26 protein-coding genes are annotated in these 22222 nt (G+C 60.4%); 13 read left to right on the forward strand and 13 right to left on the reverse strand.

The features are described 5' to 3' along the window. Positions 1-67: 67 nt before the first annotated feature. Complete coding sequence (locus RWK44_RS09165) at positions 68-859, reverse strand: metallophosphoesterase (protein WP_131665173.1); 792 nt, start codon at positions 857-859, stop codon at positions 68-70. Next, positions 860-1249 carry a TolC family protein gene (locus tag RWK44_RS09170; protein ID WP_376776733.1) on the reverse strand — a complete coding sequence of 130 codons (390 nt, stop codon included), beginning with the start codon at positions 1247-1249 and terminating at the stop codon, positions 860-862. It abuts the gene before it with no gap. 283 nt (positions 1250-1532) lie between these two features. On the opposite strand from RWK44_RS09170, the gene RWK44_RS09175 reads away from it, so the two are divergent. Beyond that, positions 1533-1775: a KTSC domain-containing protein gene (locus RWK44_RS09175; RefSeq protein ID WP_003542164.1), complete on the forward strand. Its 243-nt coding sequence runs from the start codon at positions 1533-1535 to the stop codon at positions 1773-1775. Between the two features lie 104 nt (positions 1776-1879). On the opposite strand, the gene RWK44_RS09180 is transcribed toward RWK44_RS09175, so the two are convergent. From RWK44_RS09180 to ung, 3 genes are all read right to left on the reverse strand, one after another. Beyond that, entirely contained in the window at positions 1880-2485 is a 606-nt protein-coding gene (locus RWK44_RS09180) for an alpha/beta hydrolase (protein WP_131665174.1), read from the reverse strand. An 11-nt stretch (positions 2486-2496) separates the two neighbouring features. Further along, positions 2497-3429, reverse strand: a complete 933-nt coding sequence (locus RWK44_RS09185) for a VOC family protein (protein ID WP_131665175.1) — start codon at positions 3427-3429, stop codon at positions 2497-2499. 135 nt (positions 3430-3564) lie between these two features. Further along, positions 3565-4266 (reverse strand): uracil-DNA glycosylase, encoded by a 702-nt coding sequence (gene ung, locus RWK44_RS09190; RefSeq protein ID WP_020051285.1) that lies wholly within the window; start codon positions 4264-4266, stop codon positions 3565-3567. A 239-nt stretch (positions 4267-4505) separates the two neighbouring features. Between ung and RWK44_RS09195 the strand changes: the two genes are divergently transcribed. From RWK44_RS09195 to RWK44_RS09205, 3 genes are all read left to right on the forward strand, one after another. Continuing rightward, positions 4506-5930: a phosphomannomutase gene (locus RWK44_RS09195; protein WP_316028701.1), complete on the forward strand. Its 1425-nt coding sequence runs from the start codon at positions 4506-4508 to the stop codon at positions 5928-5930. Between the two features lie 39 nt (positions 5931-5969). Beyond that, positions 5970-7397 (forward strand): mannose-1-phosphate guanylyltransferase/mannose-6-phosphate isomerase, encoded by a 1428-nt coding sequence (locus tag RWK44_RS09200; protein ID WP_131665177.1) that lies wholly within the window; start codon positions 5970-5972, stop codon positions 7395-7397. Positions 7398-7515: 118 nt separating this feature from the next. Then, positions 7516-7821: a hypothetical protein gene (locus RWK44_RS09205; protein WP_026158824.1), complete on the forward strand. Its 306-nt coding sequence runs from the start codon at positions 7516-7518 to the stop codon at positions 7819-7821. Between the two features lie 36 nt (positions 7822-7857). Here RWK44_RS09205 and RWK44_RS09210 read toward each other — a convergent pair whose 3' ends face one another. Further along, on the reverse strand, positions 7858-8814 hold the full coding sequence (locus RWK44_RS09210) for an endonuclease/exonuclease/phosphatase family protein (protein WP_131665178.1): 957 nt from the start codon (positions 8812-8814) through the stop codon (positions 7858-7860). 282 nt (positions 8815-9096) lie between these two features. Here RWK44_RS09210 and RWK44_RS09215 point away from each other — a divergent pair, with 282 nt between their 5' ends. Then, positions 9097-10113 carry an NAD-dependent epimerase/dehydratase family protein gene (locus RWK44_RS09215; protein WP_168284585.1) on the forward strand — a complete coding sequence of 339 codons (1017 nt, stop codon included), beginning with the start codon at positions 9097-9099 and terminating at the stop codon, positions 10111-10113. A gap of 107 nt (positions 10114-10220) precedes the next feature. Here the strand turns inward: RWK44_RS09215 and RWK44_RS09220 are convergent, their stop codons facing one another. Continuing rightward, positions 10221-10535 carry a hypothetical protein gene (locus tag RWK44_RS09220; RefSeq protein ID WP_221942903.1) on the reverse strand — a complete coding sequence of 105 codons (315 nt, stop codon included), beginning with the start codon at positions 10533-10535 and terminating at the stop codon, positions 10221-10223. 260 nt (positions 10536-10795) lie between these two features. Next, entirely contained in the window at positions 10796-10948 is a 153-nt protein-coding gene (locus tag RWK44_RS09225; protein WP_009988813.1) for a hypothetical protein, read from the reverse strand. A gap of 446 nt (positions 10949-11394) precedes the next feature. Between RWK44_RS09225 and RWK44_RS09230 the strand changes: the two genes are divergently transcribed. The 6 genes from RWK44_RS09230 (at position 11395) to RWK44_RS09255 (ending at position 17612) form a co-directional block, all read left to right on the forward strand. Beyond that, a complete protein-coding gene (locus RWK44_RS09230; protein WP_168284587.1) occupies positions 11395-12099 on the forward strand; it encodes a CerR family C-terminal domain-containing protein in 705 nt (234 codons plus the stop codon). After that, positions 12096-13109 carry a secretion protein HlyD gene (hlyD, locus tag RWK44_RS09235; RefSeq protein ID WP_168284588.1) on the forward strand — a complete coding sequence of 338 codons (1014 nt, stop codon included), beginning with the start codon at positions 12096-12098 and terminating at the stop codon, positions 13107-13109. Before RWK44_RS09230 ends, hlyD begins: the two co-directional genes overlap by 4 nt. Beyond that, positions 13106-14851: an ATP-binding cassette domain-containing protein gene (locus RWK44_RS09240; RefSeq protein ID WP_168284589.1), complete on the forward strand. Its 1746-nt coding sequence runs from the start codon at positions 13106-13108 to the stop codon at positions 14849-14851. Before hlyD ends, RWK44_RS09240 begins: the two co-directional genes overlap by 4 nt. Further along, positions 14848-15975 (forward strand): ABC transporter permease, encoded by a 1128-nt coding sequence (locus RWK44_RS09245; protein WP_168284590.1) that lies wholly within the window; start codon positions 14848-14850, stop codon positions 15973-15975. Before RWK44_RS09240 ends, RWK44_RS09245 begins: the two co-directional genes overlap by 4 nt. Position 15976: 1 nt before the next feature. Continuing rightward, positions 15977-17086: an ABC transporter permease gene (locus RWK44_RS09250; protein WP_316028702.1), complete on the forward strand. Its 1110-nt coding sequence runs from the start codon at positions 15977-15979 to the stop codon at positions 17084-17086. Positions 17087-17216: 130 nt separating this feature from the next. Then, positions 17217-17612 (forward strand): DUF1236 domain-containing protein, encoded by a 396-nt coding sequence (locus tag RWK44_RS09255; RefSeq protein WP_017961691.1) that lies wholly within the window; start codon positions 17217-17219, stop codon positions 17610-17612. A 93-nt stretch (positions 17613-17705) separates the two neighbouring features. On the opposite strand, the gene RWK44_RS09260 is transcribed toward RWK44_RS09255, so the two are convergent. The 4 genes from RWK44_RS09260 to RWK44_RS09275 form a co-directional block, all read right to left on the reverse strand. Further along, on the reverse strand, positions 17706-18749 hold the full coding sequence (locus tag RWK44_RS09260) for a Gfo/Idh/MocA family protein (protein ID WP_131665183.1): 1044 nt from the start codon (positions 18747-18749) through the stop codon (positions 17706-17708). 9 nt (positions 18750-18758) lie between these two features. Then, entirely contained in the window at positions 18759-19544 is a 786-nt protein-coding gene (locus RWK44_RS09265; RefSeq protein ID WP_316028703.1) for a ThuA domain-containing protein, read from the reverse strand. A 191-nt stretch (positions 19545-19735) separates the two neighbouring features. Further along, positions 19736-20077 (reverse strand): SMR family transporter, encoded by a 342-nt coding sequence (locus RWK44_RS09270; protein WP_131665184.1) that lies wholly within the window; start codon positions 20075-20077, stop codon positions 19736-19738. Positions 20078-20095: 18 nt separating this feature from the next. Continuing rightward, positions 20096-20659 carry a TetR/AcrR family transcriptional regulator gene (locus RWK44_RS09275; protein WP_131665185.1) on the reverse strand — a complete coding sequence of 188 codons (564 nt, stop codon included), beginning with the start codon at positions 20657-20659 and terminating at the stop codon, positions 20096-20098. A gap of 168 nt (positions 20660-20827) precedes the next feature. Here RWK44_RS09275 and RWK44_RS09280 point away from each other — a divergent pair, with 168 nt between their 5' ends. Both RWK44_RS09280 and RWK44_RS09285 read left to right on the forward strand, forming a co-directional pair. Then, positions 20828-21238: a group II truncated hemoglobin gene (locus RWK44_RS09280; RefSeq protein ID WP_316028704.1), complete on the forward strand. Its 411-nt coding sequence runs from the start codon at positions 20828-20830 to the stop codon at positions 21236-21238. Further along, positions 21235-21606 (forward strand): DUF423 domain-containing protein, encoded by a 372-nt coding sequence (locus RWK44_RS09285; protein WP_131665187.1) that lies wholly within the window; start codon positions 21235-21237, stop codon positions 21604-21606. The genes RWK44_RS09280 and RWK44_RS09285 overlap by 4 nt, the downstream gene beginning before the upstream one ends. Before the next feature lie 300 nt (positions 21607-21906). Here RWK44_RS09285 and RWK44_RS09290 read toward each other — a convergent pair whose 3' ends face one another. Next, positions 21907-22221: an antibiotic biosynthesis monooxygenase family protein gene (locus RWK44_RS09290; protein ID WP_027663899.1), complete on the reverse strand. Its 315-nt coding sequence runs from the start codon at positions 22219-22221 to the stop codon at positions 21907-21909. Position 22222: the final 1 nt, after the last annotated feature.

Here is a 22222-nt window from a genome sequence, read left to right on the forward strand (position 1 = left end):
CGGCGTTTGGTCTTGAGCATGACGCCGAAAATTGTAGGCGTTTTCGGACGACACCATGCTCACCGATTTAAAGAATTCCGACCCGCGTCCCCTTTATCGTCAGCACGGTCAACCGGCCCGTCGCCGAAACTGCGGTGTCGATACCGATGCGCTGCGGACCGAATGTCGGGATTCGCGCCGGGGTGTGCCCATGAATCACCAGGACAGGAAGCTGCGGCCCTTCATCCAAGAAGGGCTGACGGATCCACATAAGGTCGCTGTCTTTCTGCCTCTTGAGCTCGACGCCCGGTTGGATGCCCGCATGAACAAAGAGGATCCTTCCCATCCGCAGCATGACCGGCAGCGATTCCAGAAATTGGATATGCCGCTCGGGTATCATGTTGCGAATGACGCGGGCGATTGTTTCGCTTCCAGCCGCCGACTGCAGCAGATACTCGATATCGATACCGTATGAGTGCAGCGTCTCCGTTCCGGCAAAGCCGAGCCATTCGAGAATGCGCGCCGGTTTGCGATAGAGCTTCGCCAGCTCCGCGTCATGATTGCCGCACAGGACGAAACGTTGAAACCCCGGCGGCGGGGTCTTGCTCAGGAATTCCAGCACCGCGCTCGAATCCGGCCCGCGATCGACATAATCGCCGAGCATGACGATGAGTTTCGGCCCCGGAATGCGGGCGGCATCCTCCTCGATGCGGCGATGTGCCTCGACGAGTTCTTTATAACATCCGTGAACATCGCTCATCGCGTAGACCGCAGCGAATTCGCCTTCGGCAAATGTCAGCCGAGCGCGTCTTTTACGGTTGCCAGCCAGTATCGGTATCTGTCGTCGCCACGGCGCTAGATAGTTAAACATGGAACCCATTTATGAGACCCGACCGAATGGCGGGTTGCGGAATAATCCATCTCTTATCCATCGCTGAAACGGCATGAGGCTCTCAGTGTTCATAAGAATTTGGCCTGATCGCGGCCCACCGAAGTTGTAACCCGAACCAATTGCCACATTCAGAGTGACATAGTCCTTCGCCATTTGCTGCACCGCCTGCGCCAGGTTGGCCTGACTGGTCGCGGCCGAACGCTGCGCATCCAGCACATCAAGCAAGGATGATTGTCCATCCTTGTAGCTCCCGATTGAAAGCGCAAGAATCTCCTGCGTGGTCTTCACCTGAGCACGCAGCGCCTGCGACTCGGCAACGCCGATATCGGCCGTTGCAGCGGCGAGGTCACGCTCCGCTTTGCGAATGTAATCATTCATACGTCAGAGGGTGCTGCGGTTAATAATACGCTATAGTTTGCGATATGATGGTTAATCCGGCGTTAAGCCGGCGATTATTGTGTTTCTCGCGACATTCTCGGCTAATATTCCCCAAATGGAGAAGCCACAGGTATCGGATTTCCACAGGCCACACCTTCGAAAGAGCTGCAAAAATCAACTATAACGAGAGCCATCAGGAAAAAATGAACGTTAAAGAAGATGACGCTTGACGCCCCCGCAGCGCAGCATAATGATGGCACGTTGCGAGTGTGAATGACATTTCTTGATCAGGAATCTCAGATCCAAAATTGCGGGGTGCAAAGTGGAAACTGCGGTTGATTCGAAACTTATCGAGGCGATCACCTACGACGAAGACAGCCGGCATCTACGGGTCTATCTGACCAACGGTCAGAGGCGAGAATATGAAGGCGTTCCCAAGGGCGTCGTCGTCGGGTTGACGATGGCGGAATCACCGGGAAATTTCTACATGAAGGCAATCAGGGGCAAATATCCTCCTCGCCCCTAATGTCCTATCGATCACGACGATAGGATCCTTGTTTCAGCAAAGATGCGGGACCGGCAGTCGCCGGTCCCGCAAACCAGTTTCCCGCCGACCGATGGTGCACGCCGTCAATAACCGCCGAGAAAATCGCGGACCGCATTGATCTCGAGTGGCGCAATCTCGTGACCGCCGGGGTGCCAGACCACCCTGATCTCCGCCCCTCGTTTTTTCAGATGTTCGGACAGCGCCTCGGTCATGGAGACGGGCGCGATAGGATCCCTTTGCCCGGCCGTCATCAGCACCTTTCTCCCCGCCAGCGTCGACTGGGCTTCGGGTTGAAACGGGATGAGCGGGTGCATCAGAACCGCGGCATCGAAGATACCCTTCTCGATCAGGACATTGGCAAGAATATTTGCGCCGTTCGAAAAACCCAGGCCGAGAATATGGGAAGCCTGGTACTCGTCAGCGAATGCCTTGACGTAGGCGGCCATCTTCTCCGTCGCGCGTGAGAGATCGGGCATGTCGTAGACCCCCTCCCCGGTGCGGCGAAAGAAGCGCGCCGCGCCATGTTCGGAAACATCGCCGCGCGGCGAGACAATCGTCGCTTCAGGCAGCAGGCGCCGGCCGAAGTCGAAGAACTGGTTCTCGTCGCCGCCGGTGCCGTGCAGCACCAGCAGGATGGGTTTATCAGGTGCGCCGGCATGCAGCCGGTGCACATATCCGGTTTCGGTCATATCGCCCCTCCTCACACTTCGAGCGGCTGCAGATGCTGCTCGAGCAGCGCGCGAAGATGGGCGTGCTGTTGCGGCAGTTTCAGGGCTTCGCCGAGATGGGCCGTATCCTCGTCGCGGTCGAAGCCGGGCTCACTGGTCGCGACCTCGAACAGCACGCCGCCCGGCGTGCGGAAATAGATCGCCCAGAAATAATCGCGATCGATCACCGGCGTGACCTGATAACCGGTGTCCATCAGCGCCTTGCGCACTTCTAGTTGCTTCTCGCGGTTTTCGACGGCGAAGGCGACATGGTGGACGGAGCCGGCACCCGGAAGGGCACGGGCAATGTTCGGCATGGTCTCGAGATCGATGAGATGCGCGCCATTGCCGGAGGGCTTGATCAGCCGCTTGACGCCGTCCCTTTCCTCGGCGACCTCATAGCCCATGAACTTCAAGAGTTCGGCCGTGGCGCCTTCGTCCCTCAGCCGCATGGCGACGGAGTGGAAGCCGTAAATGGCATGGTCTTCGCTGATGCCGCCCTGTGTCCAGGCCTGGCGGGCGTCATCCTTGACCTCGACGAGCGCGAAGCCATCGCCATCCGGGCCGGAGAAGTTCAGCCGTTTTTCGCCGAAACTTTCCTCGGCCTTCAGGCCGCCGACACCAAGCGCGGCAAAGCGATCGCTCCAGAAGCCGAGCGAGCCCTGTGGAACGGAAAACACCGTCGTGCCGACCTCGCCGGTACCGGGACGGCCCTGCGCCATCTTCGGGAACGGGAAATAGGTCATGACCGTGCCGGGCGCACCAGTCTCGTCACCATAATAGAGGTGATAGACATCGGGCGCGTCGAAATTCACCGTCTTCTTGACGCGTCGCAGGCCGAGCGCATTGGTGAAAAACTGGTTGTTGGTGCGGGCATCCTGCGCCATCGACGTGACGTGGTGCAGACCCTTGATCTGATCGAGCATGTCAAACCCCTTTCATGCCCGCCGTTGCGGGCTTTCGATGAGGCTAAGATGCGCGCTGAAACCCCCGTAGAACAGACCCGTAGACCAAAACGCATTGTCTTCTTTTAGTGAACGAACGCCAAAGTCCGTTCACATCTACGCCCCATGGGGATCGGCCGGCAATTGCCAGTCAATCGGCGCACGTCCGCGCGACTGCAGGAAGGCATTCGCCTTCGAAAAATGCCCGCAGCCAAAAAAACCGTTATGGGCCGAAAGCGGCGAGGGATGCGGCGCCCGGAGCACGAGATGCCGCGTCGTATCGACAAAGGCAGCCTTGCGTTGGGCATAGGAACCCCACAGCATGAAGACCACGGATTCGCATTCATCGTTGACCTTGCGGATGACGGCGTCGGTGAAGCGTTCCCACCCCTTGCCCTGATGAGCAGCCGCCTGCCCTTCCTCGACGGTCAGCACGCTGTTCAGCAGGAGGACCCCCTGCTTTGCCCAATGTTCGAGAAAACCGTGACGTGCCGGCGCTATGCCAAGATCCGTCTCCATCTCCTTGTAGATATTGACCAGGGAGGGCGGTATGCGCACGCCCGGCCGGACACTGAAACACAGTCCATGGGCTTGCCCGAGTCCATGATACGGGTCCTGGCCGAGGATGACGGCCTTGACGTTGGAGATCGGCGTCAGATCGAGGGCGCGGAAATATTCGCTGCCCTTGGGGAAAATCCGCTTGCCGACCTGCTTCTGCGCGACGAGGAAGGATTTGAGCTGTTGCATATAGGGGCTTGAAAACTCCCCCTCCAGCGCGGCTTTCCAGCTCTCCTCGAGACTGACGGATGTATCGCTCATCTAGGAAAATCCTTCGCATATGACGAAACAACGGACACACGGTTCTAACAAAATCGATCTACGCTGCAATGCCTGCCGGCGCGGCAATGGGTCTACACCTCCAGAATTCGGTGAGAGAAGATTGCAAGAGGCTGTCCCAGGCACCGTCGTCCGTATTTAACTATATGATGGCTTTGGTATTTACGCCGGCAGGCGGCCTGAGTAGAACTTTGATCGTGAAATCGGAGCCATGTCTTCCCATGAAATTCGGCACGAGCGGCCTTCGCGGACTTTCAGTCGACCTCAAAGGACGCGCCTCCGCCCTCTACGCCACCGCGTTCGGCAAATATCTGCTGCAGACCGGCAAGGCGCGGGCCGGCGACGTCATTCTGATCGGCCGCGATTTTCGCGATTCAAGCCCTGAAATCTCGGGGAATTGTGCCGGTGCGCTTGCCGCGCTTGGCTTCCGGATATTCGACTGCGGCACCGTCCCCACACCCGCCCTTGCCCTCTATGGCCTCGAGAGCAACGCCGCCTGCCTGATGGTTACGGGCTCGCATATTCCGGCGGACCGCAACGGCATCAAATTCTACCGCCCGGATGGTGAGATCGACAAATCGGACGAGGCTGCTATCACCGCATTGGCGGCCGAGATCGAGCGAACCGGTGAAGCGGTGACGCAGGCGCCAGCCGAGACGGAGGAGCATGAAGCGATCTGCCGGCAGCTCTTTTTCGAACGCAATGCTGCCCTGCTTCCGCAGGGCGCGCTGTCTGGCATGAAGATCGGTGTCTACCAGCACAGCAGCGTCGCCCGCGACCTGTTGGTTGATGTTCTCGCCCATTACGGCGCCGAGATCACCGCTCTCGGACGTTCCGAGAGTTTCATTCCCGTCGACACCGAAGCCGTTTCCGACGAGACGATCACGCTGATGAAGCGCTGGGTGTCCGAGCACAAGTTCGATGCGATCGTCTCTACCGATGGTGACGGCGACCGCCCGCTGGTCACAGACGAAACCGGCACGCCGTTGCGCGGTGACCTTCTCGGCCTTGTGGCAGCCAATTTCCTCGGTGCCGGCACGGTGGTGACACCGGTTACCTCCAATTCCGGCATCGAGGCCGCGGGCTCTTTCGCCGTCCGGCGCACCCGCGTCGGCTCACCCTTCGTTATTTCAGGCATGGAAGAGGCCGTGGCGGCCGGCGAAGATCATGTCATGGGCTTTGAAGCCAATGGCGGCCTGCTGACTGCAACCGCCTTTGATATCAACGGCCGGAACGTGCGTGCCTTGCCGACACGCGATTGTTTTATCCCGATGCTCGCGATCCTATCGCTCGTCGCCACCCGCAAGCAGCCGCTTTCGGCCGTTGCCACCTCCTATCATCTGCCCTTTGCTGCCGCCGACCGCCTGGAGAATTTTCCGCTGGAAACGAGTGCCGCGCTGATGGAGCATCTGCGCGCTTCGGACGAAAATCTCTCGGCTTTCCTGCAGCCGATCGGCGAAGTGGCGACGAAGTCCGACATCGACGGACTTCGGGTGACGCTGAGGGATGGCGGCATCATTCATTTCCGCCCCTCCGGCAATGCCCCGGAAATGCGCTGCTACACGGAGGCCGGCAGCGAAGCAGCCGCCCTGAAGCTGCTGGATACAGGGCTCAATCGAATAACAGACTGGGCAGGCGCCCGCTAACATGCGACGAACAAGCCGTTTATTTCAAGGAACCCGCCTATGACGCAGAAAATCGTTCCCGTGATCATGGCCGGCGGCAAAGGCACGCGGCTCTGGCCGCTTTCCCGTGCCACCGCACCGAAACAATTCATCCAGTTCGTCGGCGACAAGACGCTGTTTCAGGAAACCCTCGAACGCGTTTCCAATCCGGACCTCTATGAAGCCCCGATCGTCGTCACCAATGAGGAATTCCGCTTCCTGGTCGCCGAGCAGGCCCGCGCGCTCGCCGTCCCTCTCGCTGCCGTGCTGCTCGAACCGGTCGCCCGCAACACTGCCGCAGCAGTGGCCGCCGCTGCAACGCTCGCTGGCGAGCTGTTCGGCAAGGGCACCATCATCCAGATGCTCGCCTCGGATCACGAGATCCTCGCCGATGAGAGCTATTTCGATTGCATCCGCATTGCCCGCGATGCCGCTGCCGAAGGCAGCCTCGTCACTTTCGGCATCAACCCGACGGAGCCGGCGACAGGCTACGGCTATATCGAGATCGGCGACGCGCTCAAAAACGGTGCGCACAAGGTCAAGCGCTTTATCGAAAAGCCGGCACTCGAGAAGGCCGAGCAGATGCTCGCCGACGGCGGCTTCTACTGGAACTCGGGCATCTTCATGTTCCCGGTGACGGAACTCATCGCCGAGCTGCAGGAATATGCGCCCGATGTGCTGAAGGCGGCCAGCAAGGCCGTTTCGAAGGCAAGCCGCGACCTTGATTTCACCCGCCTCGACGCCGACCATTTCGCCAAGAGCCCCGATATCTCCATCGACTACGCGATCATGGAAAAGACCTCCAAGGCCGCCGTCGTCCCCTCGCCGTTCAAATGGTCGGACATGGGAAGCTGGGATGCCGTCTGGAAATCAGGCGCACGCGACAACAACGGCAATGTCGCCGCTGCAAACACCACCGTCGTCAATACCCGCAACTCGCTCGTTATGACCCATGGCGTGCATCTTGCCGTCCAGGGCATGGAGGATGTCGCCGTCATCGCCAGCGAGGACGCCGTCTATGTCGGGCCGCTTAAAGACAGCCAGAATGTTGGACAATTGGTTAAAATGCTGGCCTCGTCTTCCACTACTGCGAAATTCGCCGAAACCCATCCGACATCCTATCGCCCGTGGGGCGGCTATACCTCCATCTTCAACGGCGATCGCTTCCAGGTGAAGCGCATCTTCGTCACGCCGGGTAAGAAGCTTTCGCTGCAAAAACACCACCATCGCTCCGAACACTGGATCGTCGTCAAGGGAACGGCTGAGGTGACGGTCGGCGAGAACGTGCGTATGCTGCGCGAGAACGAAAGCGTCTACATTCCGCTGGGCGAAGTCCACCGCCTCGCCAACCCCGGCAAGATTCTTCTCGAGCTCATCGAGGTTCAGACGGGCTCCTACCTCGGCGAGGACGACATCATTCGTATCGTCGATGAGTTTGGAAGGACGTAAAATCGCAGCCGGAGCGATGGTCGGGCCTTTTCGGCGCGACCATCCTCGCTGTTGAATTTCCTCTTGGGGTTCTCGTAGAATGGATGTACCGAAAGACATGACCGGAGAGATCCCCCTGATGCGTACCTTGCCCGTCCTCGCCGGATTTCTTGCAATTATGGTGCCAGGAATGGCGTTTGCCGAAACGGCAAGCATGCGAACCGCAAGCGAGTCGGAAATTCGCCAGCACCTGCCCGGTACGTCCGAACTGAAAGAAAGCAAGAACGGCTACGAATATCGCGACGGCAATAAGAATGGCTACAAGATAACCAATGGCCAGGTGTGCGTCCTGTTTCCCAGCAAGAAGACCGATTGCGTCAACGTGAAGACCGACGGCAAGAGGTTTCAAATGATCGACAAAAAAGGCGGCCGAACCAGATTCTGATCTGTAGCCCCGGCAGGATTTTCTTGCGCAGGTAAGTCATTTTGCCGTTGAAGTTCCGCCGTCCTTGTCGAGAGCGAAGTCGGCGATCAAGCCCGAATGGTTCGAGCCGAGATTGTCGTCGAGACGTTTCAGCGATGTCAGATGAAGCGGCGCGCGTGCAAATACGTGGTCGATGGCGATCCCCAGCGCGCCGGCGCCGATCGGCCATGTTGCCGGTTCTGGCGTGATCGTTTTCAGCTTCTGCTCGCGCAGGAAAGCTTGGATGCTCGGGGCGATCGCCGAGGAGTTGAAATCGCCTGACAGCACCAGCGGGCCGTCGATCGAGCCAAGCGCTTTGCCGAGATCTTCCAATTCAGCCATCTGGAAATCGTCGAAATATGGTTTGGTCAGGTGCGCCGAAACGAGATTGATAGTTTCGCCGCCGAAGTCGACGCTTGCTACGACCAGCCTGTTTTTTCGAAGACTGCCCATGCTCGCGACCTGCCGGCTGACAAAGGGGCGTTTGGACAGCACCAGCGTATCGCATGTATCCTTCCCGGCATCGCAGCCGATATGGTAGGGATAGGTCTTGAACAATTGCTGCAGGTGAAACGTCAGCGGCTTGGCTTCGAGCAGATTGACGACGTCGGCATTCGACGCGATCACCATGTCGGTGATTTCAGTCGAGTTTTTCCAGTTGTCGATCGCGATGTTGAACGACATCAGACGAAAAAGCGGCGGCCTGTCGGCGCCTCTGTCGTCCTGCGAGAACTCGCGCAGCATGATGACGCCGTGAGCGATGAGAAGAAGCGAGGCAAGCAGAAGGATAAAGCCGTAAATCTGCCTTTTGATAGTCAGAACGACGAGACTGGCGGCGACGAACACGACGCCGAGGTGAAATTGAAAGCTGTAGACGAAGGACAGAAGCCAGAAGTTCGTGACATAGCGTAACGACACGATGGCGATGGCAACGGTCAGAAACGCGCAGAGAATCCAATAAATTATATCTCTCATCGATCCTGACCTGCTTGCAGACGACCGGCCGGCCATAACATGCAAGCCACCATGTTGCAATGCAGCATAACGGCCGGGGAGTTGCGGCTGACCGACAGACGATATCGATAGTCCCGCCCTCATCCGGCAAGGCAACAGCGGACAGTCCGCCGACAGTAGAGACGGTGCTGTGGCCTTCTCGTTCAAAGACCTATCGACTCGGCCTCTTTTTATCTTGTAAGTGGGGTCACTTGATACGGAATCGGCTCTTTGCCGTCGGCGGGAAGTCGAGAAAAGGTGGGAATGCGCTACTTCATTACAGGGACTGCCGGCTTTATCGGTTTTCATCTGGCCAGGCGCCTGCTGCAAGAGGGGCATGACGTCACAGGCTTCGACGGCCTGACTCCCTATTACAACGTCAAGCTCAAGGAGATGCGCCATGCGGCACTCTCCCAGTTTCCGGCCTTCAAACCCGTCATATCAATGCTCGAGGACCGGCCAGCGCTGGAAGCGGCTGTTCTGGCGGCCAAGCCCGATATCCTGATTCACCTCGCCGCACAGGCCGGCGTGCGCTACAGCCTGGAAAATCCCGAGGCCTATCTTCGTTCGAACGTCGAAGGCTCGTGGAACATCATGGAAATCGCGCGGCGCGTCGAAATCCGCCATCTGATGTTGGCCTCGACATCATCGATCTATGGCGCCAATGCAACCGTCCCCTTTCGCGAGACCGATCGCGCCGACGAGCCGCTGACCATCTATGCGGCGACGAAGAAATCGATGGAACTGATGGCGCACAGTTATGCCCATCTTCACAAGATTCCGACCACGGCTTTTCGTTTTTTCACCGTTTATGGCCCGTGGGGCCGGCCCGACATGGCGCTGTTCAAATTTACCAAGAACATGCTTGAAGGTCAGCCGATCGAGATCTACGGCGAAGGCAATATGAGCCGTGACTTCACCTATATAGACGATCTGATCGAGGCGATCGTCAGGCTATCGGCGGTCGTTCCCTCCGAGGATAATCGCCTCGAAAACACGGCTGTCGAAACGCTTTCGCGCCAGGCGCCCTTTCGCGTCGTCAATATTGGCGGAGGCCAGCCGGTCAGCCTGATGGATTTCGTCGAAACGGTGGAAAAAGCGCTCGGCCGTCCTGCCATCCGCAAGATGCTGGGGATGCAGAAGGGTGATGTGCCGCGTACCTTCGCGGCCCCCGATCTGCTCGTTGCGCTGACGGGCTACAAGCCGGATACGACCCTGGAGATCGGCGTCAAGGCCTTCGTCGACTGGTATCTCGATGTGCGCGGCGAACTCGACGCCTAGCGGATGTCGCGTAAAAGTGCGTAGCGGTTGTTTTGCGACAACGACATACGACGCGCTTTAGGTGCGGATGATCTCAGGCCCTGATCGGCCTAAGATCTGGCTAGGTATCAGCGAAGAAACGTAACTGCCTGCACGGCCTCGACCGCCGTCGAAAACACGTAACCGACGACAACGGTCAGGCTCTGCGAATAGGTCTTGAGCCGATAGCCCTCGCCCTCGACCGCAGCCGGGCTGCGCAGGACGAAAGGAACGCCTGGGCGCACGAAACCGGCGCGAGTCGTCAACGGAACTTCGGGCGCATGGCCGATGGCGGAGGTGTACATCAGGTCGCGGGCAAGGCTGGCGGGGCCGACGGCGAATGCCGGCTCGGCAGCGGCAGTGATGCTCAGGGTCAAGGCGATAGCGGCAAGAGTTCTGTGCATGTTGAAGTCCCCGTTTGCGGATCAGCGGGCGTTCGGTTTGCCCGGCTCCAAACGATCGACGCGTCTGTCCACGCTTCGGTCGCTTTCATGAGAACACTCTACACATCAGTATTTTCAGGGCTTTTAAGCAGATCGGTCAAATTTTACGAAATTTGACTTTCTGTCCGGAAGGCTCACGAGCGCATAGCAAAAACATTCGCTGGCCCGATGTCGAGAATGCGACATCAATTGTACCGCTGACCTGGACACTTCATCGCAGTTTATAGAATGCGATCCAGCTTCTTGTTGATGTGCAGGTTCGGCATCAATCCCGCGCTTTGCGCGGCATGATAGGATTCTCGCGCCGCATCGAACGAGATCGACCACATGATGGCGCTGAGCAGCAGCGCGATAATATAAATCTGAATACGCATCGAACCGGCGATACGGAAAGAGCAAGGCAGTTTTGTGTCAAAACAGTGCCGCAGGGATCACGAAAAAGTAGCGGCTTTTTTTGTTTTGCGGTCGGTCGAGACCAGACATATTAGTGTCGTGAAAATTAGCGATATTGTATCGCTACCTGTTGGCAGCCGACCCCGAGGCTTGGTTCCTCTTCCCAGCCCGAGAACCCTGAGAGACCCGTCCCCACGGGTCTCTTTGCCTTGTTTCCGAACGTTTTCCAGAACAGCTGAGATCGCCCTGATCCGAATTGACGCTGAACCGCTGAACGGCACATCTCGCCCCCCAATCAAGCCACGCATCCAGCCATGAGCGATGTCACGCTCTTGCCTTGCCTCAGCAAAGGCATTGGTCGATAACATCCACCTACAGAATATATCAATCGATTGACTTATTTCTCCATCGGCGTTATAAACCCGTCATGACTCAGGAACGCGATAACCAACCTTCACCAGCCTCCGCCCGTGCCGAGATCGCGCGTCAGAAGATGCTATCCGCCGCCCTCGACGTCTTCGGCCGTTATGGTTTCGACGGCGCTTCGACGCGCCAGCTCACGGAAGCGGCCGGCGTCAACCTGCAGGCAATCCCCTATTATTTCGGCAGCAAGGAAGGTCTCTACATCGCCACCGCCGAATATCTGATGATGCGGATCAATACGCATGTCGGTGACATGAGGGCGCGCGTCGGCGAGCATCTGCTGGCGCTCGACGCTGCAGGCAAACCGCTTGGTGAAGCGGAGGCTCGCCATTTCCTGACCGAGATTTTGCAGACCATGGTGACGCTGTTCGTCGGCAAGGAGTCCGAATCCTGGGCGCGCTTCCTGATCCGCGAGCAGATGGAGCCGACAGAAGCCTTCACACGGATCTATCAGGGCCTCATGCGGCCGATGATCGAGATGAGCCGGCGGCTGATCGGCGCCATCCTTCATGAGGACCCCGCCTCGGAACATGTGCGCCTGCGCACCTTCACCCTTCTCGGCAGCATTCTCGTCTTTCGCGTCGCCCATGCAGCCGTGCTCGCCCAGATGGAGTGGGATGGCGTCGGCCCGGAACAGGTGGAAACCGTGCGCGGCCTGGCTGCAGAGCTGGTCGATGCCATCGGCGCATCGAAAGGAAGTGCAGCATGAAACGCATCCTTCCCATTGCCATCCTTCTTCTCGTTGCGGCGGGTGCCGCCGCCTGGTGGTACGCCCTGCCCCAAAAGCTCGGCTGGTTGCCTGAGCCCAGCCGCGAATTCGTCCTTTACGGCAATGTCGATATCCGCCAGGTCTCGCTCGGGTTCCGTGTCAGCGGCCGTCTCGCCGAACTCCATACCGACGAAGGCGACGTCGTCAAAACGGGAACGGTTCTGGCAAAGCTCGATGCGGCACCCTATGAATTCGCGGTCCGCTCGGGCGAAGCCAATGTCGCAGCCCTCCAGGCAACGCTCGACAAGCTGAAGGCCGGTCCGCGGCCGACAGAGATCGCCCAGGCGCGCGCCGCCTATGACGAAAGTATCGCCGATCTCCGCAATGCCAATCTCGCCTATGACCGCGCCCGCCAGTTGCGCCCGCAGGGCACGATCTCCGAGGCCAGCCTTGATCAGGCGACCGCTGCAAGGGCCATGGCCGCCGCACGCTCCGACTCCGCCAACGAGGCGTTGAAACTGCTGCTGGAAGGCTCCCGTGTCGAGGATATCGCCGCCGCCGACGCCCAGTTGAAGGCGGCGCAGGCAACGCTTGCCTCCGCCCGCACCTCGCTTGATGATACCGAACTGCGCGCGCCGAACGACGGCGTCATCCTCTCCCGCGTCAGAGAGAATGGCGCGATCGTCTCGCCGGCAGACACTGTGTTCGTGCTGTCGCTGACAGAACCCGTCTGGGTGCGCACCTATGTCGCCGAACCCGATCTCGGCCGCATCCATCCCGGCATGAAGGTTGCGGTCACCTCCGATACGGCGCCCGACAAACCCTATGAAGGCACGATAGGCTTCATCTCGCCGGTTGCCGAATTCACCCCGAAATCGGTGGAAACGCCGGAACTTAGGACCGACCTCGTCTATCGCCTGCGTGTTGTCATCGACAAGCCCGGCCCGGATCTGCGCCAGGGCATGCCGGTCACCGTGCGTTTTCCAACGCCGACGGCGGGCGGACAATGACCGCCGCCGAGACCGGCCGGGGCGACAAGCCGCTCGTCCGGATCGACGGTGTCACCAAGCGCTTCGGCGATGCGCCAGCCGCTCTTGACGCCGTCTCCGGCATGATCGGCGGCGGCGCAATCACCGGTCTCGTCGGCCCTGACGGCGCCGGCAAAACGACGCTGATCCGCCTGATGACCGGCCTGATGCTGCCCGACACGGGAACGATGGAGGTTCTCGGCTTCGACACGCGCAAGAACCCCGCCGGCATCCAGGCGGCGATCGGCTACATGCCGCAGCGCTTCGGTCTCTATGAGGACCTTTCGGTGCAGGAAAACCTCGATCTCTATGCCGATCTGCGGGGCCTGCCGAAGAGCGAACGCGCAAGCGCCTTCGACGAGCTGCTCACTTTTACCGACCTCAAGCGCTTCACCGGTAGGCTCGCCGGAAAGCTCTCCGGCGGCATGAAGCAGAAGCTCGGCCTTGCCTGCGCGCTTCTGAAGAAGCCGCGCCTGCTGCTGCTCGACGAGCCGGGCGTCGGCGTCGACCCGATCTCGCGCCGCGACCTCTGGAAGATGGTCGAGAACCTGACGAAGGAAGGCATCGGCGTCCTTTGGTCGACCGCCTATCTCGACGAAGCTGAAGCCTGCGACCATGTGCTGCTCTTGAACCAGGGAAAGCTGCTCTTTTCGGGAAAACCTGATGACATGACCGGTCGCGTCAACGACCGGGTTTTCCGCGTCTCGGGCATGACAGGGCGCCGCCGGCAGGTGCTCGCCGGGCTTCTGCAGGCCGATGGCGTCATCGACGGCGTGATCCAGGGCGAAGCGATCCGCCTCGTCGCCGCCAGGGACAAGAAACCGGATATCGGCTCGGCCGGCGATGGCGCAACGCTCACCCCTGCCCCGCCGCGCTTCGAGGATGCTTTCATCGACATGCTGGGCGGTGGTCCTGGCGGCCGTTCGAGGCTGGCCGAGGCGCAAGAGCCGACGAAGGGCGATGACGACCGGCCGGTGATCGAGGCCAAGGGGCTGACCAAGCGCTTCGGCGATTTCACCGCTGCCGACAATATCAGCTTCGATATCCGCCGCGGCGAAATCTTCGGCCTGCTCGGCCCGAACGGCGCCGGCAAATCCACCACCTTCAAGATGCTCTGCGGCCTGTTGAAGCCGACCGGCGGAGAAGGCCGCGTTGCCGGTTTCGACCTTCGCCGCGATGCCGCCGAGGCCCGCAACCAGCTTGGCTATATGGCGCAGAAATTCTCGCTCTACGGCGATCTGACCGTCATGCAGAACCTCGAATTCTTCTCCGGCGTCTATGGCCTTCGCGGAAGACACCGGCGCGAGCGCATCGAGCTGATGGCCGGCATCTTCGATTTCGGGCGCCATGTCAGCCAGCCGGCCAAAGACCTGCCGCTTGGCCTGAAACAGCGGTTGGCGCTTGCCTGCGCCGTCATGCACGAGCCACGCGCCCTCTTCCTCGACGAACCGACCTCCGGCGTCGATCCGATCGCCCGGCGCGAATTCTGGACGCATATCAATGCGCTGGTCGAAAAGGGCGTCACCGTGCTCGTCACCACCCATTTCATGGACGAGGCGGAATATTGCGACCGCATCTCGCTGATCTATCGCGGCCGCTCGATCGCGCTCGGGTCGCCCGATGAATTGAAGGCCCGCGTCGCGACCAAGGAGCTGCCCGACCCGACGATGGAGGATGCCTTCATCGCCCTGGTACAGCAATCCGAGAAGGAGGATGCCGCATGAGCACCTCTTCCGGCCGGATGCGGCGTCTCCAGGCGCTCGTGCGCAAGGAAAGCTTTCAGGCGATCCGCGATCCGAGCAGCATCCTCATCGCCTTCGTACTGCCGCTGATTCTGCTTTTTCTTTTCGGCTACGGCGTCTCGCTCGATACCACCCGCACCCGCATCGGCCTCGTGACCGAGGAGATGACGCCGCTGACGCAGGATCTGTCGGCCAGTTTCCAGGCTTCGCGCTATTTCGATGTGGCCATCGGCCGCGACCGGCGTCTGTTCGAGGAAGACCTCGTGCTCGGCAAGCTGCGCGGCATCGTCGTCATCCCCGCCGACTTCACCACGCGCTACACCGCCGGCAACCGCCCCGATATCCAGGTGATCGTCGATGGCTCCGAACCGAACACGGCGAATTTCGTGCAGAACTATGCCCAGGGCACTGTTGCCAACTGGGAGCGGCAGAGGCAGGCGGACGTCGCCTCCCACAGTCCCGCCATTTCAGTCGAGCAGCGCTTCTGGTTCAATCCCGAACTAACCAGCCGCAATTTCCTTGTGCCCGGCTCGATCGCCATCGTCATGACGCTAGTCGGCACGCTTCTGACCTCGCTCGTCGTCGCCCGCGAATGGGAGCGAGGCACGATGGAGGCGATGATGGCGACGCCGGTGACGGCGGTCGAACTGCTCGCCGGCAAGATCCTGCCCTATTTCCTGCTCGGCCTCACCTCGATGACGCTTTGCGTGCTGCTTGCGGTCTTTCTCTTCGGCGTGCCGTTCCGCGGCTCCGTCGCTGCTCTTTATGCACTGTCGGCCGCTTTCCTGATTCCGGCGCTCGGCCAGGGCCTGTTGATATCGACCGCCACGAAGAACCAGTTCCTTGCCTCGCAGCTGGCGCTGATCTCGGCCTTTCTCCCTGCTTTCCTGCTGTCTGGCTTCCTCTTCGAGATCAATTCCATGCCGACCGTGATCCAGTGGATCACCTTCATCGTGCCGGCGCGCTACCTGATCCCCAGCCTGCAGACGGTGTTCCTGGCCGGCGACATCTGGCCGATGTTTCTGGAGGCGATCGGCGTGATGCTGACGATCGGCGCCATCATGTTCGTGCTGGCGGCCCGCAGCACCAGAAAGAGGATCGGTTGAGATGTGGGCAAGGCTCTACGCCCTGATCGTCAAGGAACTGCTCGCCGTCCTGCGTGATCCCAAGGGCCGCGCCATCCTGATCGGCCCGCCGATCGTCCAGCTTCTCGTCTTCTCCTATGCGGCGACGCTCGAAGTCCGCAATGTCGACGTGATGATCCTCAACCGCGACAGCGGTCACTGGGGCCAGGAACTGATCGAGCGCATCGACGGCTCGCCGACCTTCCGGAAGATCGAGATTGCAGGAAGCCAAGCAGACGACCGGGTGGCGATCGACAACCAAACTGCCATTGCCGTCGTTCAGATCGGGCCGGACTTTTCGCGCAATATTGAGGCGGGAGCGCCGGCCGACCTGCAGGTGGTGCTCGACGGCCGCCGCTCCAACGCCTCGCAGATCGTCGCGGGCTATCTCTCCCAGATCGGCGCCGCCCTCGCCGCCGAGACGCCGGCCGGCAAACGTGCCGGCGCAGATATCGTCTCGACGGTGCCGCGCAACTGGTTCAACCCGAACCTCACCTATCAATGGTTCATGGTGCCGAACCTGATCGCCAGCATCGCGCTGCTGATCGGCCTCATCGTCACGGCGCTGTCGATCGCTCGCGAGCGCGAGCTCGGCACCTTCGACCAGTTGATGGTCTCGCCGCTGCGGATCCACGAGATCCTGATCGGCAAGCTGATCCCGCCGATGATGATCGGCCTCTTCCACATCACCGTCTATATCCTGGCCGCCGTCTTCCTCTTCGACGTGCCGCTGCGCGGCTCGCTCTTCCTGCTTTACGGCAGCGCAATCTTCTATCTCGGTTCGGTCGCCGGCCTCGGCCTGTTCATTTCGGCGCTGTCGATGACACAGCAGCAGGCGATCCTCGGCGCTTTCCTGTTCATGGTCCCCGCCATGCTGCTCTCAGGCTTCGCGACGCCGATCGAGAACATGCCGGGGTGGCTGCAGCCGATGACACTGATCAATCCGCTGCGCTATTTCCTGGTGATCGTCAAAGGCGTCTTCCTCAAGGATATTCCGCTGAGCGAGGTGGTGAACCAGACAATCCCACTAGCGCTGATCGCCACTGTTACGCTCAGCGCCGCCGCCTGGCTTTTCCGCCGGCGGCTTGAATAATGCCTTCGGACCCATGCTTCAGCTGCCTCACATTATGTGAACCGGCCGTCCAAAGCGTGACTCTCTCCTGCCGGAACCTCGGATTGGCGCGGTCGTTACCCAAGCGCAACCCCAGCAAAGGAGAAGCAAAATGTACAAGATCCTACTTGTCTCCAGCGCCCTTGCGCTGTCGTCGCTCGCCACCAATGCGCTCGCTGACGGAGCCGTCACCGGTGCAGCCGGCGGCGCCATCACCGGCGCAATCGTCGGCGGTCCTGTGGGTGCTGCCGTTGGCGGCGTGGCCGGCGGTGTCGCCGGCGCAGTGATCGATCCGCCGCCGCGCGAGGTCGTCACCTATGTCCAGCAGCAGCCGGCCCCGACCGCTTCTGTGGTCGTCCAGGAACCGATTGTCGTCGGCAAGCCGCTTCCGGCGGATGTCGTCGTGACGCCGGTGCCTGACAATCCGAAATATGCTTACACGGTCATCAACGATCGCCGTGTGATCGTCGAACCCCGCACCCACCGCGTGGTGCAGGTGATTGAATAAACAGGAAGAAAGGGTACGGCTCCCACGGACCCTTTCTTCTAGCGAAAACCGCCGCCCCGAAAGGACGGCGGTCGTGCTGTTTGATCGGGCGGATCAAACCTTCAGCTCGCGCCGCTCGCGCTCGGTCACCATCGCAAGGTCGAGCACCTTCTGCAGGTTGGCGGCGTGGCGGAAGTTCGGGTCTGGCTGGATGCCGCTTGCCACGGCCTCGGCAAAACGTTGGTAGTTGGTCGCCACCGGTTCAACCTCGATCTTCGTCCAGGTGGCGGTTTCGACATCCTCGCCGAGGCAGCCATGCAGCTCGGAACCACTGGGACGATGGATGACCTCGAGGCTGCCCCTCTCGCCATAAATGCGCAGCTTCAACTCGTTCAGATGCCCTGTCGCCCAGCGGCTGGCATGGATGACGCCGAGCGCGCCGTTGGCGAAATCGACAGACATGGTGAAGCTGTCATTGGCATCGAGCAGATATTCGCCGATCTGGCCGCCCGGCGCCTTGTTGAAGGTCTTCAGCCGCGCAAAGACGTGATCGATGTCGGTCGCCGCGCCATAGGCGGCGAAATCGAGAATATGGATGCCGACGTCTCCGAGCACGCCGTTCGAACCGTGGCCGGTGGAAAGCCGCCACAGCCAGGTCGATTCCGTGCGCCAGTCGCCCCAGGCACGCGACACCAGCCAGCTCTGGAGATAGGAGGCTTCCACGTGTCTGATCGTGCCGAGCTCGCCGGCGAGCACCATCTCGCGGGCGCGCTGCAGCGGCGCGACGTTGCGATAGGTGAGGTTGACCATGTTGATGACGCCGGCCTTTTCGGCCGCCTCCGTCATCTCCAGCGCCTTCACATAGTTCTCCGCCAGCGGCTTTTCGCAGAAGACGTGCTTGCCCGCAGCAATCAGCGCCATCGTCGTCGGGTGATGGATGCGGTCGGGCGTGACATTTGTCGCCGCATCGAATTCACCCCAGGCGATCGCCTCCTCCAATGAAAGAAATCGCTTTTCGATGTTGAACTTGTCGGCGAAGGCCGAAAGCCGCTCGGGATCGGTGTCGACGGCGCCGACCACCGTCACGCCGTCGATGAGGGGGAAGCGGGCGAGCTGGTTTTTCGCCATCACCCCCGTGCCAAGAACGAGTAGTCGCATGGATGCTCCTCAGCGGTAACCGGCTTCGCCGGCCTGGTGCAGTCTCGGGCCGCGTTCGACGATCGGCTCCAGTGCTGTTTCTACCGGCACATTTGGAGCATCGGTGATACCAGTCAACGCCCCCTCAGGGTTATAGGCCCACTTCACGCCGTTGATCAGCACCTTCTGGACATTGACGTCGTGATAGGTCGGATAGGTCTCGTGGCCGGGGCGGAAATAGAAGATGTTGCCGGCGCCGCGGCGCCAGGTCAGGCCCGAGCGGAACACTTCGCCGCCCTGGAACCAGGAGATGAACACCGTTTCGAGCGGTTCCGGCACCGAAAACTGCTCGCCGTACATTTCCTCGTTCTCAAGCTCGAAATGCTCTCCGATGCCGGCGGCGATCGGATGGCGCTGGTTGATCGTCCACAAACGCTCGCGCTCACCCGCCTCGCGCCATTTCAGCGCGCAGGGCGTGCCCATCAGCCGCTTGAAGATCTTGGAGAAATGGCCGGAATGCAGCACCAGCAGGCCCATGCCCTCCCAGACGCGCTTGGCGACACGCTCGACAACGACATCGGAAACTGCGCCGTGATCCTTGTGGCCCCACCAGGTCAAGACGTCGGTCTCGGTAAGGCGGGCTTCGCTGAGGCCGTGTTCCGGCTCCTGCAGCGTCGCCGTCGTCGCCGAGATAGTTGGATCGGTGTTCAGCGCCTTGGCGATCGTCGTGTGCATGCCTTCGGGATAGATCCCCCGGACGATCTCATTGCTATTCTCGTGGATATTCTCTCCCCATACGACGGTGCGAATGGCCATGATGTGCTCCTGTAGGACCTGGAAATATCGATAGGCGGGAAGGCAGGGTTCAAAGCGCTTTGGAAAACGGCGGTGGCTGCGCCTCGTCTCCTCCACGTCCAAGGAACACATAGACCTTTGTCAGTATTTTGACAAAGGGGAAAATTTACCGACCTAAGGCAGAAAAACAGACTGGCAATATCACAGCGATATCAATGGGAAACCGATTTAGAAAATAGATTGACGACCAAAACGCCTGTTATGATCAGCCCGAGGCCGACGATTGCTGGCAGGTCGAGGCGCTGCTTGAAGAACACCAGGCCGACCGAGGAAATCAGCACGATTCCCAAAGCGCTCCAAATCGCGTAGGCGATACCGACGGGGATGGTTTTCAGCGTCAGCGACAGGCAATAGAAGGCGGCCGCGTAACAGGCGACGACGAGTGCCGTCGGCCCGATGCGGGTGAACTGCTGCGACAGTTGCAGTGCGGTCGTGCCGATGACCTCGAGCACGATGGCTGCAAACAGCAGCCCGTAGACGGCGGCCTGGCTCATGGCGCATTCCTTTTCGAATTACTTGCTGGTCAGTTCGACAAGGCGATCGATGAGATCCCGCCTCAAAACGCCGTTGATATCGTGGCTTTCCAACGTATCTGCGAACCAAAGTCCGTCGGCGGCGAAACGCACGACTTGTGCGTCGAGGGAGGAGTCAGTGCCGATATATTCCTCGGCCCGCGTCTGCACCCATTGGCGCCAGCGAAGACGCAGCCGGGGTTCGGCAAGAAGCGCGATCGTCACCTGCGTCCAACTCCTGGAATCGTCGGGACGCTCCTTGAGACCGGATACCGCCCTGAGATAGGCGCGGGTGAAGCGCCCCTGCGGTAGCGGATCGCCGCGCATCAGTTCCTCTATATCGGCGTCGAACTTTTCGAGCAGGCTCTCGAACAGGGCATCGAGCAGCGCATTTTTCGTCGGGAAGTGATGCAGCAGCCCACCCTTGCTGACGCTGGAGGCGGCGGAAACCGCATCAAGCGTGACGGCGGCCATGCCGTCGCTGGCAGCAAGGCGCGCGGCGACCTCCAGCAATTGCTGGCGCACGAGCACCGGTTGTTTCTTGCGATGATGAGCGTTCGACATGTAGATAAAAGATACCGTCCGGACGGTTTTGTCAATTAGGATTGGCTGGGACCCCTGCCGTGCCGGCATTATGCGCGAAATGCCGCGGCACCTTGATGACAGTTGCGATCATTTTCCACCCGGTGCATGAAGAGGCCGGGGAATGGTTGAGGCAATGGGGATGGTTTCGTGACGGAGAAGGTCACCACTTTATATCAGGCGATCGGCGGCGATCCTGGCGTGCGGGCACTGACACACCGCTTCTATGAGCTGATGGACGAACTGCCGGAGGCGAGAAACGTGCGCGCCGTGCACCCGCCGAGCCTTAAGGGCAGCGAAGAGAAATTCTACGAATATATGACCGGTTATCTCGGCGGCCCGCCGCTCTATACCGACAAGCGCGGCCAATCGCGTCTGCGCAGCCGCCATTTCGTCGCCGAGATCGGCCCTGTCGAGCGCGACGAGTGGCTGCTCTGCTTCCGCCGTGCCCTGGACGAGACGATATCAAGCCAGGCGCTGCGCGATCTCATCTGGGCGCCGGTGGAACGGCTCGCCTATCACATGCAGAACAGGGCCCCCGACAACAAGGAGCAACCATGAGCTTGAACGCGCGTCTGGAGCCGGTGTTCTATCTGTTCGCCGGCTTGTTTGGCGTAGCCGGCGTGGCGCTTGCCGCCCTTGCTGCCCATGGCGGTGGCGAGGCCAATCTTGCGGCATCCGCATCTGCCATGTGCCTTGCCCACGCCCCTGCCCTGCTGGCATTGGCTCTCGGCAACGCCAAGCTTAAAACCGCCTGGCTGGCCGGTTTGCTGATGATTGTCGGAACGCTGCTTTTTGCGGGCGATCTCGTCACCCTGCGCTTTTCCGGCTCCGGCCTCTTCCCCTATGCCGCGCCGACCGGCGGCTGGGCGATGATGCTTGGCTGGCTGGCCGTTGCGGCAGGCGCGGTTCTGCGCGTCAGGACTTGAGATCGACGGTTCGGAGCGTTGCTCAACGAACAGTTCCGATCTTCTCACTCGACGGAGAAGGAGGGCGAAGACGCCGCCACACGTCTCTTCTCCCCAGCGGGGAGAAGGTGCCGGCAGGCGGTTGAGGGGGTGAGCGGCAAAGCCGCGAATGCGCTGAGCGCAGCAAAGGGCAATGAATGGCGTGCCGTGTGGCCCCCTCAGCCGACCCTTCGGGCCACCTTCTCCCCGCTGGGGAGAAGAGGAGGCCAAGCTCACACGCCTTTGGCACCCAACCGAAAGGCGAAACCGTATCGACCGCAGTTAAATGCCGTCGACGACGTTGAAGCCCTCGAAGACCGGCGGCCCCTTGTAGATCGCCTTGTGATCGCCGGCATTGCGGTGCGCTGCGCGAAAACTCTCGGACTTCGTCCAGTTCTGAAAATCCGCTTCGCTTTTCCAGACCGTGTGCGAGGAATAGAGCGTATAGCCCTCCTCTTCGTTGGCCTTGCCGCGCAGCAGGCGGAATTCGACGAAACCGGGCACCTCGGGCAGGCTGGAATCGCGATTGCGCCAGACCGTCTCGAAATCGCCTTCGCTCCCGGTTGCAACCTTGAAGCGGTTCATTGCGATATACATG

Source organism: Rhizobium sp. 25PS6, assembly GCF_032464655.1.
Lineage (GTDB): Bacteria > Pseudomonadota > Alphaproteobacteria > Rhizobiales > Rhizobiaceae > Rhizobium > Rhizobium laguerreae.